The 14,032-nt window shown below is 68.7% G+C and carries 7 protein-coding genes and 1 pseudogene; 4 read left to right on the top strand and 4 right to left on the bottom strand.

What is annotated here, in order from left to right; all coding sequences use genetic code 11:
* Positions 1 to 227: 227 nt before the first annotated feature.
* The 4 genes and pseudogenes from ACIHA7_RS26915 to ACIHA7_RS26900 form a co-directional block, all read right to left on the bottom strand.
* Positions 228 to 1,334, bottom strand: a complete 1,107-nt coding sequence (locus ACIHA7_RS26915) for an esterase-like activity of phytase family protein (protein WP_397293698.1) — start codon at positions 1,332 to 1,334, stop codon at positions 228 to 230.
* Positions 1,335 to 1,451: 117 nt separating this feature from the next.
* Positions 1,452 to 3,602, bottom strand: a complete 2,151-nt coding sequence (locus tag ACIHA7_RS26910; RefSeq protein WP_397293697.1) for a 3-hydroxyacyl-CoA dehydrogenase NAD-binding domain-containing protein — start codon at positions 3,600 to 3,602, stop codon at positions 1,452 to 1,454.
* 39 nt (positions 3,603 to 3,641) lie between these two features.
* Positions 3,642 to 4,856, bottom strand: a complete 1,215-nt coding sequence (locus ACIHA7_RS26905) for an acetyl-CoA C-acetyltransferase (protein ID WP_397293696.1) — start codon at positions 4,854 to 4,856, stop codon at positions 3,642 to 3,644.
* Between the two features lie 1,920 nt (positions 4,857 to 6,776).
* A pseudogene (locus tag ACIHA7_RS26900) lies at positions 6,777 to 8,246 on the bottom strand (DNA polymerase III subunit gamma and tau); the annotation flags it as partial.
* A gap of 469 nt (positions 8,247 to 8,715) precedes the next feature.
* On the opposite strand from ACIHA7_RS26900, the gene ACIHA7_RS26895 reads away from it, so the two are divergent.
* The 4 genes from ACIHA7_RS26895 (at position 8,716) to ACIHA7_RS26880 (ending at position 14,019) form a co-directional block, all read left to right on the top strand.
* Positions 8,716 to 9,540, top strand: coding sequence for a hypothetical protein (locus ACIHA7_RS26895; protein ID WP_397293695.1), 825 nt, complete (start codon positions 8,716 to 8,718; stop codon positions 9,538 to 9,540).
* Between the two features lie 134 nt (positions 9,541 to 9,674).
* Entirely contained in the window at positions 9,675 to 10,976 is a 1,302-nt protein-coding gene (locus tag ACIHA7_RS26890; protein ID WP_397293694.1) for an ammonium transporter, read from the top strand.
* A gap of 86 nt (positions 10,977 to 11,062) precedes the next feature.
* A complete protein-coding gene (locus tag ACIHA7_RS26885; protein ID WP_397293693.1) occupies positions 11,063 to 13,345 on the top strand; it encodes an MMPL family transporter in 2,283 nt (760 codons plus the stop codon).
* Positions 13,342 to 14,019, top strand: coding sequence for a TetR/AcrR family transcriptional regulator (locus tag ACIHA7_RS26880; RefSeq protein ID WP_397293692.1), 678 nt, complete (start codon positions 13,342 to 13,344; stop codon positions 14,017 to 14,019). The genes ACIHA7_RS26885 and ACIHA7_RS26880 overlap by 4 nt, the downstream gene beginning before the upstream one ends.
* Positions 14,020 to 14,032: the final 13 nt, after the last annotated feature.

Raw genomic sequence — 14,032 nt, 5'->3', positions numbered from 1 at the left:
ACCGGAGGTCGCGATCCGGCGCAGCGACCGGGACACGCGGCAGTCGACGAAAGCCGACGCGACGCATCGTCTCTCTCGGGCACATCGCCGGTGCGGTCGACGGGCGGTGGCTGTGCGACCTCCGGGGGCCTGTCCAACAATGGGTAGGCGCCGCCGAGAACAGCCGGTCGAGGTGGCGTCCTCGGCGTCTAATGGCGCACGGACGTGCCGGTGCCCGCCGATACCCGCTAGCGGACCGCGAGGGCGATGAACTGGGTGATCTGGTTGGCGGCGAAATTGTTGTCGCTCACCAAGATCAGCGTGCGTTCGCCGGACGGCAGGCGTGGACCCCAGGTCATGCCTTCGACATTGTCGATCTTCGCGAGGCCGACGTCATCCAGATCGACCAGCAGGCGTTTGGTAGCGGGCCGGGCGTTGCCGAGCGGGGCATCGAGCACGTTGGTGGCGCCGCTCAGGTCCGCCTGGTAGATCCTGATCTTGTTACCCACACCGACGACGAAAGAGCGTTCCAGCACAAGGACTTTCGTCGGGTCGACCGGGTCGGCGGCCAGGATCGATGCGATGCCGTTCCCGCCGAGACCGGGCTGCGGGCGCGACTCGGCGAACACCGGCTCCACCGGGTACGCGTACTGGGCGAACACCGGGCCAAACCGGGCCTGGACGGTGATCCGCGCGGTCGCACCGGCCGTCGTGGTCGCGACCGGGCCATCCTGCAGCAGTGGATCTTCCACCGAGGTCATGAACAACGAGCCACCGGCGGCGAACGTCGCGCCCTCCAGGGCCGCGTTCTGCCGCGGACCCGAATTCGGCTGCATCCGTTCGTTGTTCGGAATCGGCAGCTCACCGGCGAACGTGCCGTCGGGGCGGGTGACGCGGACCGAGGGGTCGGCGAGCACCGTCTCGGTGCGCTCACCCTCCTGCGTCCAGAAGTAGTTGCCCGACCACGGGTCGACCCGAATCTCCTCCGGGTCCACCGACTTCGGGCCGTACGCGGTGCCGCCGGCGGTCAGCAACGGCCGGGTTCCGGTGAAAGTCACCGGGCCTGCGCCGCTTTCGCCGACCGGGAAGCGCGCGGTGTAGAACCTCGCCGCGTTACGTTCCGAACGGTCGTCACTGATGAGTACGTAATCGCCGGTGCGGGAGTCGAAGTCGATCCCGGACAGGCCGCCGACCATGGTGCCCTGGAACTCCGTCGAGTGCGGCACGATCTGCTCGCCGAGCAGCCGGACCGCTCGGCCCGACTCCGGCGCCGCGGCGGCGGGTGCCACACCCAGCGCCACCGCGATGGTCGCGACCAACAGAGCCTGTCCACCGCGCGGGTATCCACGTCTCACAGGAACCACGTTATCCACAATGCGGTACCGGCGGGTGAACATCACCCGAATCACACATGCCGGAGACGGCGAAAGCCCGCCACCGCGAATCGCGGTGGCGGGCTTTACCGTTGGTGACTACTTACGCAGCGAGGCGGGCACCTCGAAGCGATCGCCGTAGGTCTTGGCGAGGTAGTCGGCGCGCTCGACGAACGCCGCCTGCCCACCCGGGTAACCGACGATGAACTGGTGCACACCACCGGTCCAGGCCGGGAAGCCGATGCCGAAGATCGAGCCGATGTTGGCGTCGGCGGTGGTCTCCAGCACACCCTCGTCGAAACACTTCTGGGTCTCGATCGCCTCCGCGAACAGCATGCGGTCGATCAGATCCTGCAGCGGCACCGTGAAATCCGCCGTGGTCTTGAAGTGCTCACGCAGGCCAGGCCACAGACCGGTGCGCTTGCCGTTCTCGTCGTACTCGTAGAAGCCCGCCTTCTCGAGGCGACCCGGACGACCCTCACCGACCATGTAGTCGATGACGTCCTGCGCCGGGTGGCGCTTCTTGCCCATCGTGGTGTCGCCCGCCTCAGCGGCCTCGATGGTCTCCTTGGCGATCTTCTGCATGAGCTTCATGTTCAGCTCGTCCGAGAGCTGCAGCGGCGCGGCCGGGTAACCCGCCTGCAGACCAGCCTGCTCGATGGTCGCGGGCTCGATACCCTCGGTGAGCATGGCGATCGCCTCGTTGACGAAGGTGCCGATCACCCGCGAGGTGAAGAAGCCACGGCTGTCGTTGACGACGATCGGGGTCTTCTTGATCGCGAGGGTGTAGTCGAACACCCGGGCCAGCGCCTCGGGCGAGGTCTTCTCACCCTTGATGATCTCCACAAGCGGCATCTTGTCGACCGGCGAGAAGAAGTGGATGCCGATGAAGTCTTCCTGGCGCTTCACCCCGGCGGCGAGGCCGGTGATCGGCAGGGTGGAGGTGTTCGAGCCGAGCAGCGCGTCCGGGGTGACGATGTCCTCGATCTCCTGGAACACCTTGTGCTTGAGCTCGGTGTTCTCGAAGACCGCCTCGATCACGAAGTCCACGCCGTCGAAATCCTTGGCGTCGGCCGACGGAGTGATCCGGTCCAGCAGCGCCTTGGACTTCTCCTCGGTGGTCTTGCCCCGAGACAGGGCCTTGGCCTCGATCTTCTCGGAGTAGTTCTTGCCACGCTCGGCCGCCTCGATGGTGACGTCCTTGAGCACGACCTGGTAGCCCGCCTTGGCGGAGACGTAGGCGATGCCCGCGCCCATCATGCCCGCGCCGAGCACGCCGATCTTCTTGATGTCCTTCTTCGGCACGTCCTTCGGCCGCGAGCCACCGTTGTTGATGGCCTGCAGGTCGAAGAAGAACGCCTGGATCATGTTCTTCGCGACCGGCCCGGTGAGCAGGTGCACGAAGTAGCGCGACTCGATCAGCGACGCGTTGTCGATGTCGACCTGCGAGCCCTCGACCGCGGCGGCCATGATCGCCCGCGGGGCAGGCATGTTGGTGCCCTTGAGCTGCTTACGCAGGTTGGCCGGGAACGCGGGCAGGTTAGCCGCGAAGGCCGGGGTGGACGGGGTGCCACCGGGGATCTTGTAGCCCTTCTTGTCCCACGGCTGCACGCCACCCTCGGGGTTGGCCTTGATCCACGCCTTGGCGGCGGGCACCAGCTCCTCGACCGAGCCGACGACCTCGTTGATCAGGCCGATCTCCTTGGCCTTGGCCGGGCGGTACTTGTTGCCCTGCAGCAGCACCTGCATGAGCGCGTTCTGCAGACCGAGCATGCGCACGGTGCGGGTGACACCGCCACCGGCGGGCAGCAGGCCGAGGCTCACCTCGGGCAGGCCGAGCTGCACGCCGGGCACGTCGGCGGCGATCCGGTAGTGGGTCGCCAGCGTGATCTCCAGGCCACCGCCGAGCGCGGCGCCGTTGATGGCGGAGACGACCGGCTTGCCCAGGGTCTCCAGGCGACGCAGCGCGTCCTTGATGGTGAAGAGCTCATCCATCACGCCCTGGCCGTCTTCCGGGCCGACCTTCATCATGTTCTTCAGGTCACCGCCGGCGAAGAAGGTCTTCTTCGCGGAGGTCAGCACCACGCCGGTGATGCTGTCCTTCTCGGCCTCGAGCCGCTCGACCGTCGCGGTCATCGACGACTTGTACAGCTCGTTCATCGTGTTGGCGCCCTGGTTCGGGTCGTCCATCGTCAGCGTGACGATGCCGTCCGAATCCTGCTCCCAACCGATCATGTTGGTTTCGCTCACAGCTCTGTGTCTCCTTGAATTCTCAGCTGCCGGTTGGGTTTAGACGCGCTCGATGATGGTCGCGACGCCCATGCCGCCGCCGATGCACAGGGTGATCAGCGCGTAGCGGCCGTTGCGGCGCTCCAGCTCGTCGACCATGGTGCCGGTGATCATCGCGCCGGTGGCACCCAGCGGGTGGCCCATCGCGATCGCGCCACCGTTGACGTTCAGCTTCTCGTCCGGGACGTTCATGTCCTTCTGGAACTTGAGCACCACCGAGGCGAACGCCTCGTTGATCTCGACGAGGTCCATGTCCTCGATGGACAGGCCCGCCTTGGCCAGCGCCTTCTTGGCGGCCGGGGTGGGGCCGGTCAGCATGATGGTCGAGTCGGCGCCGCTGGTTGCGGTCGCGACGACGCGCGCGCGGGGGGTCAGGCCGGAGGCCTTGCCCGCCTCTTCGGTGCCGACGAGCACCAGCGCGGCACCGTCGACGATGCCCGAGCTGTTGCCACCGTGGTGCACGTGGTTGATCTTCTCGACGAAGTAGTACTTCTGCAGCGCCACGGCGTCGAAGCCGCCCATCTCACCGATCACGGCGAAGGACGGGTTGAGCTTGGCCAGGTCCTCGGCGGTGGTGCCGGGACGCATGTGCTCGTCCTTGTCCAGCACGACGATGCCGTTCTGGTCCTTGACCGGGACGACCGACTTGGCGAAGTAGCCGCCGGTGGTGGCCTTGGCGGCCAGCTCCTGCGAACGCACCGCGTAGGCGTCGACGTCGTCGCGGCTGAAGCCCTCGATGGTGGCGATCAGGTCGGCCGAAACACCCTGCGGCACAAAGTAGGTGTCGTAGTTGGTCGCCGGGTCGAGCGCCCACGCGCCGCCGTCGGACCCCATCGCCACGCGCGACATGGACTCGACGCCGCCCGCGATGACCAGGTCGTCGAAGCCGGAGCGCACCTTCTGCGCGGCCAGATTGACGGCCTCGAGGCCGGAGGCACAGAACCGGTTGAGCTGGAAGCCGCCGACGGTGTCGGGCAGGCCGGCCACGGTCACCGCGGTGCGGGCGATGTCCATGCCCTGGTCGCCGACGGGGCTGACCACACCGAGGATCAGATCCGAGATCCGATCTTCGTCGAGGTTCGGGAAGCGGCCGCGCAGCTCCTGGATCAGACCAACAGTCAAGTCGATCGGCTTGACCGAATGCAGCGAGCCGTTCTTCTTGCCGCGGCCGCGCGGAGTGCGGATGGCCTCGTAAATGTAGGCCTCTGTGGTCATATCGGAGTGTTCCTTCCTTAAAGGTGCGGCGGCCGGACGTCGTCCGTCCGAGCGCTCTGTGCGGCTACTCCACGCGATGCGGAACAGCTGCGGGTAACCTCGCCGACCGGTCCCGCGACCGACCGTCCTGACGCTGTACAAAACGCGGCATGCGACGGCGGACGCAGGTTCCGATCGCCCGTACGCCTGGGCATACCATAGAACCTCGTCGTACCGGAGCTCACGGCCACCCGTTCATACTACCGTGGTGTGCGAACTCCGGTTAACTTAACGTCGTGACGGCGGTGGTTGTCAACCACTCAGCTGTGTGGCCCCCAGCTCACTCTTCAGCAATTCGAGGGCGACCTCGTCGGGGTCGCGCCGATCCTCCGGCGCCACCGGGACGGCCGCGGCGCGGATCATCTCCTCCTCGTCCTCCGCGGTGGACGGCGGCACCACCCCGTCGGCGGGCCTGCCACCGACGCCATTGACCTCGCTACCGACCGGGGGCTGCGCCGACTCGGGCGGCGCTGAATCAAAAGGGCCGGGATCATCCGGTAGATCGGGAAAATCGGGCGGCGGAATGTCGTCGTCGCCCCATGCCCGCGGCTTGTTCGCGGCGGAGGTGCCCGCAGCGGCGTTCTTGGCCTGGCTCGGCCGCGAGAACCGCGGCGGGGCAGGCGCATCCGTGCCACCCCCGGCCGCGTTGCCGGATTCACGCCCTGCGGGCTGCCCGACACCGCGCTGCGGCTTCGCCTGCGCACCGGCCCGCGCCGCCGCGGGACGCTGCGCTCCGCCGCCCGCCTCCCAGCGCACATCGTGCTCGCGCCCGAGCACGGCACGAACCGCCGAACGCACCGCATCCAGATTGCGCGGATCGGAGAGCCGCTGCGCCAACGGCGCGTGCTGATGGACGAACACGATCGTGTCGCCGTCGATCCGGGAGACCGAGGCACCGGCCAGCATCGCCTGCACAGCCGCGCCGAACTCCCGCACCTTGGCGCGGATATCCGCCCAGGACGCTTCGACCTCACGCAGCAGGCCTGCATTCGACCCGGCCTGAGCAGGCTCGGGTTGCGCGGATTCGGCGGACGGGGCGGATTCGGCGGGCACCGCGGTCGCGGCGTTCGGTGTTGCATCGACGGTTGACGCAGCCGCGCCAGCCGGTCCGGTTGCGGCAGTCGACACGGTCGCGGCAGTCGACCCGGTCGCGGCGTTCGGCGCGGTCGCGGCGTTCTGCGCGGTCGCACCAGTCGGCGCGGTTGCGGCGCCCGGCGCAGTCGGGGCGTTTGACGCAGCCGCGGCAGTCGGCGCAGCCGCGGCCGCGGCAGTCGGACCGTTTGCGGCGCTCGGCGCAGCCGCACCAGTCGGCGCGGTCGCAGCAGTCGACCCGGTCACGGCAGTCGACCCGGTCGCGGCAGTCGACCCGGTCGCGGCAGTCGACCCGGTCGCGGTGCTCGGCGCGGTTGCGCCGCTCGGCGCAGCTGGGGCGTTTGACGCAGCCGCGGCAGTCGGACCGTTCGCGGCGCTCGGCGCAGCCACACCAGTCGGCGCGGTCGCGGCGTTCGGCGCAACCGGCGCGTTTGACGCGGTCGCGGCAGTTGGTGCTGCTTCGGCGGCTGGTGCGGCCTCTGCGGTCGCCGTCGTAGGCCGCGACGGCGCTGGTTGCCCTGCGGCCGGTGCCTGCCCGGCAATCTGTCCGCCACCGGCTTCCGTCGGCGAGACCGCCTGTGCGTCTTGGTGTTGCGCTGTGGACGAGGGCCGCCCGTCCGAATCTGAGCCCGTCGCAGCGGACGTTGGCGCACCACCGCCACCGACGACCGCACCGCCTGCTGCACCGGCACCGGCAGCCGCACTTTCCACGGGCAGGTTCCCGCCGCTGTCCTGACTGCGGGCGGCGGCACTACCCGCAGAGCTGGCGAGCGCATCCGCATGTGTCTCCGGCGCACCACTCGAACGCACATCGTCCGCACCCGACGCGGCAGCACCGGCGGTTGCGGCCATGCGCGATCCCTGTGCAGCGTCGGGATTCACAGTGGTCTCGGCCGGAGCAGACACCGAACCAGGAGCAGCATCTCGGCCGGCACTCGCACTGTCCGGGGCCTGCGCACCCGCGCCCGCGGTTTCGCGGCGGATGGCGGCGAGCGCCTCGGCACCGCGCCGCCGGTTGGGCTCGGCAGGAGCGGCGCTGACCGGCGCGGGGCGCGAGGCGGGCGCCGAACTCGGTGCGGCGGAAGGCGCGGCGGGCACCGCGCCACCGGCGAATCCGCGTTCGAGGCGTTCCAATCGCTGCAGGGTCGCGGACTCCGCATCCGACACCGACGGCAGCAGCATGCGCGCGCAGACGACCTCGAGCAGCAGGCGCGGTGAGGTGGCGCCGCGCATCTCGCCGAGTGCCGCGTGCAGCAGCTCGGCGTAGCGGGCCAGGGTGGCCGGGCCGATGCGCCCGGCTTGCTCGCGCATCCGGTCGAGGACGTCGCCGGGGCCGGAGACCAGACCGCGATCGATGGCGTCGGGGACCGCGCGCATCAGGATCAGGTCGCGCAAGCGCTCGAGCAAATCGACGGCGAAACGGCGCGGATCGTGACCCGCCTCCATCACGCGGTCGACGGTGCCGAACAGGGCGGCACCGTCGTTGTCAGCCAGCGCGATGACGGCGTCATCGATCAACGCGACATCGGTGACCCCCAGCAGCGAGACCGCCCTGGAGTAGGTGACACCCTCGGGACCCGCACCGGCGAGCAGCTGGTCGAGCACGCTGAGGCTGTCGCGCGGCGAACCACCGCCCGCGCGAATCACCAAGGGGTACACCGCCTCTTCGACGGTCACCTGCTCCTGGTCGCAGATCTTGCCGAGCAGCCCGCGCATGGTGGCGGGCGGCAGCAGCCGGAACGGGTAGTGGTGGGTGCGCGAACGGATGGTCGGCAGCACCTTGTCCGGCTCGGTGGTGGCGAAGATGAAGATCAGGTGCGCGGGCGGCTCCTCGACGATCTTCAGCAGCGCGTTGAAGCCCGCCGTGGTGACCATGTGCGCCTCGTCGACGATGAACACCCGGTAGCGGGATTCGGCGGGGGCGTAGAAGGCGCGGTCGCGCAGTTCACGGGTGTCGTCGACGCCACCGTGACTCGCGGCGTCGAGCTCGATCACGTCGAGATTGCCCGGCCCGCCCGGCCCGAGCGCGATACAGGAGGGGCACACCCCACACGGCGTCGAGGTGGGCCCCTGCACGCAGTTCAGCGACCGCGCGAGGATGCGCGCCGAGGAGGTCTTGCCGCAGCCGCGCGGGCCGGAGAACAGGTAGGCATGACTGATCCGGCCGGTGTCCAGGGCGGTGCTCAGTGGGTCGGTGACGTGCTCCTGACCCACTACCTCAGCGAACGTTGCCGGTCGGTACTTCCGGTACAGAGCCACGGCCAGAGGTTACCGGCGCGCACCGACAAAGAACACTCGCGCTGACCGCCGGGCCAGGCGCGGCGCAACTCGGCCAGCGACCCTTTTCGATTGTGATCCAAATCACAGGATTCCACGGCCCTTCTTAACCCCCGCTGACCGATAACAACAGCGGCAACGCGTGAGCTATCGCTGACGAAGCACCGGTCGAACGCGGGAAAATACCGCCCAATTCCCCCTTGTAGACCGGAAAATATGTACTCACACCCCGATTTACCGCAGGTTTGTGGAGATAACGAAAGCGTCAACGCACGTGACACCGACGCAATCCGCTGGCTACCGTGGCAAACGGCAACTTCGGTAGCCAAACCTTCATCAGGTTGGTTGCCCCGGCCGGTCCCTCATCCCGACCGGGGCACAACCAAAGTTCCCGCACAATCAAAGTTCCAGCGCAGCCGAGTGCCACTCTCCATCGGAGGAACTTCTCACCGTGCCGTCGCCTGATGACATCGCCGCCGCGTTGCTTTCCAGCACCGACTTCGCCGGCGACCGCTCCGCGGTAGATCTGCTGAGCCGCGCGATCAGCCCCCAGGACTTCGCGATCAAACGCGACTCGCTCCCGGTGGCCGCCGCGGCCGACCCCGCCACCTCCGCCGCCATCCTCGAGCTGCTCGAGCGCGGCCAGGTGCCCACCATGGCCGCGATCCGCACCCTCACCGCGCAGAACGAGATGCGCCGCGAGGCCGAGCGCATCGAGCGCCTCGGCCGCCGCGCCCAGCGCAGCATCGACGACTTCGGCCGCGCGCTCGCCACCCTGGCCGACGCGCACTGGACCGCGCACGGCATCGGCCCGACCCGGCGCGACGTGCTGTCCTCCGACGAGGTCATGTCCCTGATCCGGACCCGCATCGGTGACATCGCCCCGTCCGCGGTGAAACACCTCTGGCTGATCGAACGCGCCCAGCGCGCGGGCTGGATCGCCTCCAACGCCAACGCCGGATCGCTGTGCGCCGGGCGGCGGTTCTACTCCGACCAGTACGGCAACCGCGTCTCGCTGCGTCCGGTCAACACCATCGGCACCGCGGTGGCCGCCTACCTCGCCGACTACCAGGCCGAGCACGGCCGCGCCCCGCGCTGGTCCACCGTCGCCCAGGAATTGCGCGACGATCGCGGCCGCCGGGTGTTCCACAACACCGCCGACGCCCGCGTCCAGGAACGGTGGCTGACCACCGCCGAATGGATCGCCATCCAGGACGATCTCCCGGTGCCCGGCAAGCGCGGTCAGCGCGCGATCGCCCGCAAATCCCGCGTCTGATCGCACCCGATTTCACGACGTCCGAGGGCAAACATCCCATGTCCGAAGTGACGCGCAACTCCTGGACCAGCGCAAATCCGGTAATGAGCATTCGGTAATTTCCTTGCAACGCACCCCGCGTGGAAGGAGTTACCTTGTCCACACCCCTGGATCCCGCGGCCACCGCCTGGCTGCTCATCAGCACAGCCCTGGTGCTGCTGATGACCCCGGCGCTCGCGCTGTTCTACGGCGGGATGGTGCGCTCGACCGGCGTGCTCAACATGCTGATGATGAACTTCATCGCGATCCCGCTGGTCACCGTCGCCTGGCTGCTGGTCGGCTACAGCCTGGCCTTCAGCGACGACGCGGGCGGCGGCCTGATCGGCAACCTCGACCACGTCGGCATGGCGGGCATCGATCCGACGACGCTGCGCGGCGCGGTACCGGAACTGCTGTTCGCCACCTTCCAACTGACCTTCGCGATCCTGACCGCGGCCTTGGTCAGCGGCGCCATCGCGGACCGCGCAAAATTCGCCGCGTGGATGATCTTCGTGCCGCTCTGGGCGCTGGCGGTCTACGCGCCGATCGCGCACTGGGTGTGGGGGCCGGACGGCTGGCTCGCCTCGTTCGGCGCGCTGGACTACGCGGGTGGCCTCGTCGTCGAGATCGCTTCCGGCGCTTCGGCACTCGCGCTCGCCCTGGTGCTCGGTCCGCGCATCGGGTTCAAGATCGACGCGATGCGCCCGCACAATCTGCCCTTCGTGCTGCTCGGGGCGGGCCTGCTGTGGTTCGGCTGGTTCGGCTTCAACGCCGGATCCGCGCTGTCCGCCAATGGTGTTGCGGCGGCGGTCTTTTTGAACACGCTGGTGGCGGGCTGCCTCGGCATGCTCGGGTGGCTCGCGGTCGAGCAGATCCGCGACGGCAGGCCGACCACCTTCGGTGCGGCGTCCGGCGTGGTCGCCGGTCTGGTCGCGATCACGCCGTCCTGCGGGTCGGTGAATACGCTCGGCGCGCTGATCGTCGGGCTCGCCGCCGGTGTGGTGTGTTCGTTCGCGGTGGGCTGGAAATTCAAAGCGGGCTATGACGACTCGCTCGACGTGGTCGGCGTGCACTTCGTCGGCGGCATCGTCGGCACGGTCTTGATCGGCCTGCTCGCCACCCAGGTGATGACCGGCGGCGTCGACGGGCTGTTCTTCGGCGGCGGGCTGGCGCAGCTCGGCAAGCAGGTGGTCGGCGTGCTCGTCGTCGCGGCGTACGCCTTCGCGGTGAGCTTCGCGCTCGGCAAGCTGATCGATCGCACCATCGGCTTCCGGGTGAGCCCGGAGGACGAGACGGCGGGCATCGACTTCGCGTTGCACGCCGAGACCGCCTACGCCGAGGGCGTGCACGGCCACTCCCCGCGCCGGTTCGGTGAAGGCCATTTCGGCCAGGGCAGCGTGGGTGATCGGGATCACTGAACGGGCGCGAGTTCGCTCTATCGGCGGGAGGTTAACGGCGTTACGCTAACGCCGTTAACCGACTGCGCCGAGCAAGGGAGCCGCGCATGCTGATTCGGATTGCTCAGCTCGTCACCCGGTATCCGCGGGCGATCCTGCTCGCCGCGGCCGCCCTGGCGATCCTGTGCGGGGTGTTCGGCGCGACGGCGGCATCGCACCTGAAGTCGGCGGGCTTCACCTCGCCCGACGCGGAGTCGTCCGAGGTCGCGCGGCTCCTCGCGGACAATTTCGAGGGTGCGTCACCGAACTACGTACTGCTGGTCAGCTCGGACGCGGGCGCCGACGCACCGGCCACCCGCGCGGCGGGCACCCACCTGGTGGACACACTGCGCGCCCGCGCCGACGTCAAGGGCGTGCAGTCGTATTGGACCGCACAGCCCGCGGTCGCCTCCGCGCTGCGCAGCACCAGCGGCAAAGACGCGCTGGTGCTGGCGTACCTGACCGGCGACGAGACCGACGCGCAACGGACGGCGGGCGAGCTCACCGAGCAGCTCACCGGAACCACCGACGGCGTCACCGTCCGGCAGAGCGGCATCGCCGCCGTCTACCACGATGTGAACGAACAGATCACCCACGACCTCGCCGTCGCGGAGGGCGTCGCGATACCGGTGTCCCTGATCGTGCTCGTGCTGGTGTTCGGCAGTCTGATCGCGGCCGCGCTGCCGCTGACGGTCGGCATCTTCGCCATCCTGGTCACACTGGCCATTCTGCGGATGTTCACGCTGGTCACCGACGTGTCCATCTACGCGCTGAACATGACCACCGCACTGGGCCTCGCGCTGGCGATCGACTACAGCCTGTTCATCGTCAGCCGGTACCGCGAGGAGCTCGCCAACGGCCTCGATCCGGTGCCCGCCACCATTCGCGCGGTGCAGACCGCGGGGCGCACGGTGCTGTATTCCGCACTGACCGTTGCGCTTTCGCTGGCCGTGCTGAGCATCTTCGACATCTACTTCCTGCGCTCGTTCGCCTACGCGGGGGTCGCGGTGGTCGCCACGGCCGCGGCGGCGGCGATCGTGATCCTGCCCGCCGCGCTGGCGCTGCTCGGGCACCGGGTGAACGCGCTCGACATCCGAGTTCCGTTGCGCCGCATGTTCGGCCGGTCCGCGCCCGATCCGATGACACCGCTGGTGCCGGAGCAAAGCCGGTGGTATCGCGTGGTGACCTGGGTGATGGGGCGCTCCATCCCGGTCGCGCTTGTGCTCGTCGTGCTGCTCCTCGCGCTCGGATCACCGTTCCTTTCGGTGAAATTCGGCTACCCCGACGACCGGGTGCTGCCGACGAGTGCCGCCAGCCGCCAGGTCGGTGACGTGCTGCGGGCCGAGTTCCCGGCGGCCAACTCGGGCAACAACACCACCGTCGTCCTCGACGGCTATCAAGGCGGGCCAGGGCCGATCGGCGAGTACGCCAAAGAACTGTCCCGCACCGACGGCGTGTCGGCGGTGCTGTCCAGCGCCGGTGTCTTCGTCAAGGGTTCGCGAGTGGCCGGTGGTCCGCCCGGAATGGCCAATGGCACCGGCGAATACCTCAATGTGGCCACCCGCGTCGACCCGTTCTCACCCGCGGGCGAGGCACAGTTGCGCGAGTTGCGGGCGGTGCCCGCACCATCGACCGCGCTGTTCGGCGGGGGCGCGGCGGTCAATGCCGATGCCCTCGACTCACTCGGCAAGCGCATGCCGCTGGCCATCGCGCTGATCGCGCTGGCCACCTTCGTGGTGTTGTTCCTGTTCACCGGCAGTCTGCTGTTGCCGCTCAAAGCCATTGTGCTCAACACTCTTTCGCTGACGGCGGCGTTCGGCGCGATGGTCTGGATCTTCCAGGACGGTCACCTGTCCGGACTGCTCGGCTTCACCGCGGTGGGCTATATGACGCCGACGATGCCGATTCTGATGTTCTGCCTCGCGTTCGGCATGTCGATGGACTACGAGGTATTCCTGCTCTCCCGGGTGCGCGAGGAATGGCTCGCCACCGGCCGGGTGGTGGACGGCGTCGTGGTGCGCACCGCGAAGGACAACGAGCACGCGCTGGCGGTCGGCGTCGCCAGAACCGGCCGGATCTTCACCGCCGCAGCCGTTCTCATGGCGATCGTGATCGGCGCGATGGTGACCTCCAAGGTGTCGTTCATTCAGCTGATGGGCCTCGGCCTCACGCTGACCGTGCTGGCCGACGCCACCCTCGTCCGCACCCTGCTCGCGCCCGCCCTGATGAAATTGATGGGCACCGCGAACTGGTGGGCGCCCGCGCCACTGGCCCGCCTGCATGCCCGCATCGGGTTGCGCGAGCACGCCGACGCCGTTCCCGCCGAGCGCGTGCAGGCCGGACGCGAATGATCCGTACCGGCCGGAACCGCTCGGCGCGCGGCAGCGGCGCCCAGCTGCGCACCGAAATCCTCGATGTGGCAAGGGAATTGCTGGCCAACACCGGCCATGCCGACGCGGTATCGATCCGGGAGATCGGCAAGCGGGTCGGGGTGAGCGCGCCATCGATCTATCGGCACTTCGCCGACAAGGACGAGCTCATCGAGGCGGTGGTGGTGCAGGTCTTCGAGGACCTGGACGCCGCGATAGCGGCCGAGACCGATCTGACGGTATCCCCGATCACCCGGCTGTATCAGCAGGGGCTGGCCTATGTCCGGTTCGCCAGGGCGCATCCCGAGCAGTATCGGCTGGCGACCCTGCCTGCCGCGGCGGGCAATGCGGTGGATCAGGTGCTCGGTAGTGGTGCGTTCCAGCGCTTCTCGCAGACGGTGCAGGAATGCATGAACGCGGGCGTGGTCACCCCGGGTGATCCGATGCCGGTGGTGCTCGACCTGTGGGCGGCGGCGCACGGCATCGCATCGCTGCTGATCGCCAAGCCGTTCATCCCGTGGGGCGATACCGAGGTGGCGGCGGGCCGGGTGTTGCGCGCGGCGTGTGTCGGCCATGTGGTGGTCGACATGATCGGTAGCGATGCGGCGCCGGACGAGGCCGCGCAACGGCTCGACGAGCTGCGCCGCAAACTCTGAACTTCGCGGTCGC

Source organism: Nocardia sp. NPDC052316 (assembly GCF_044547795.1).
Lineage (GTDB): Bacteria > Actinomycetota > Actinomycetes > Mycobacteriales > Mycobacteriaceae > Nocardia.
The sequence above is the reverse complement of the archived record's forward strand: the minus strand, read 5'-3'. Positions and strand labels throughout refer to the sequence as shown.

Excerpts from the sequence above, each read along its gene's own strand:
- ACIHA7_RS26885 (WP_397293693.1), top strand. The coding sequence starts at position 11,063 with ATGCTGATTCGGATTGCTCAGCTCGTCACCCGGTATCCGCGGGCGATC.
- ACIHA7_RS26905 (WP_397293696.1), bottom strand. The coding sequence starts at position 4,856 with ATGACCACAGAGGCCTACATTTACGAGGCCATCCGCACTCCGCGCGGC.
- ACIHA7_RS26880 (WP_397293692.1), top strand. The coding sequence starts at position 13,342 with ATGATCCGTACCGGCCGGAACCGCTCGGCGCGCGGCAGCGGCGCCCAG.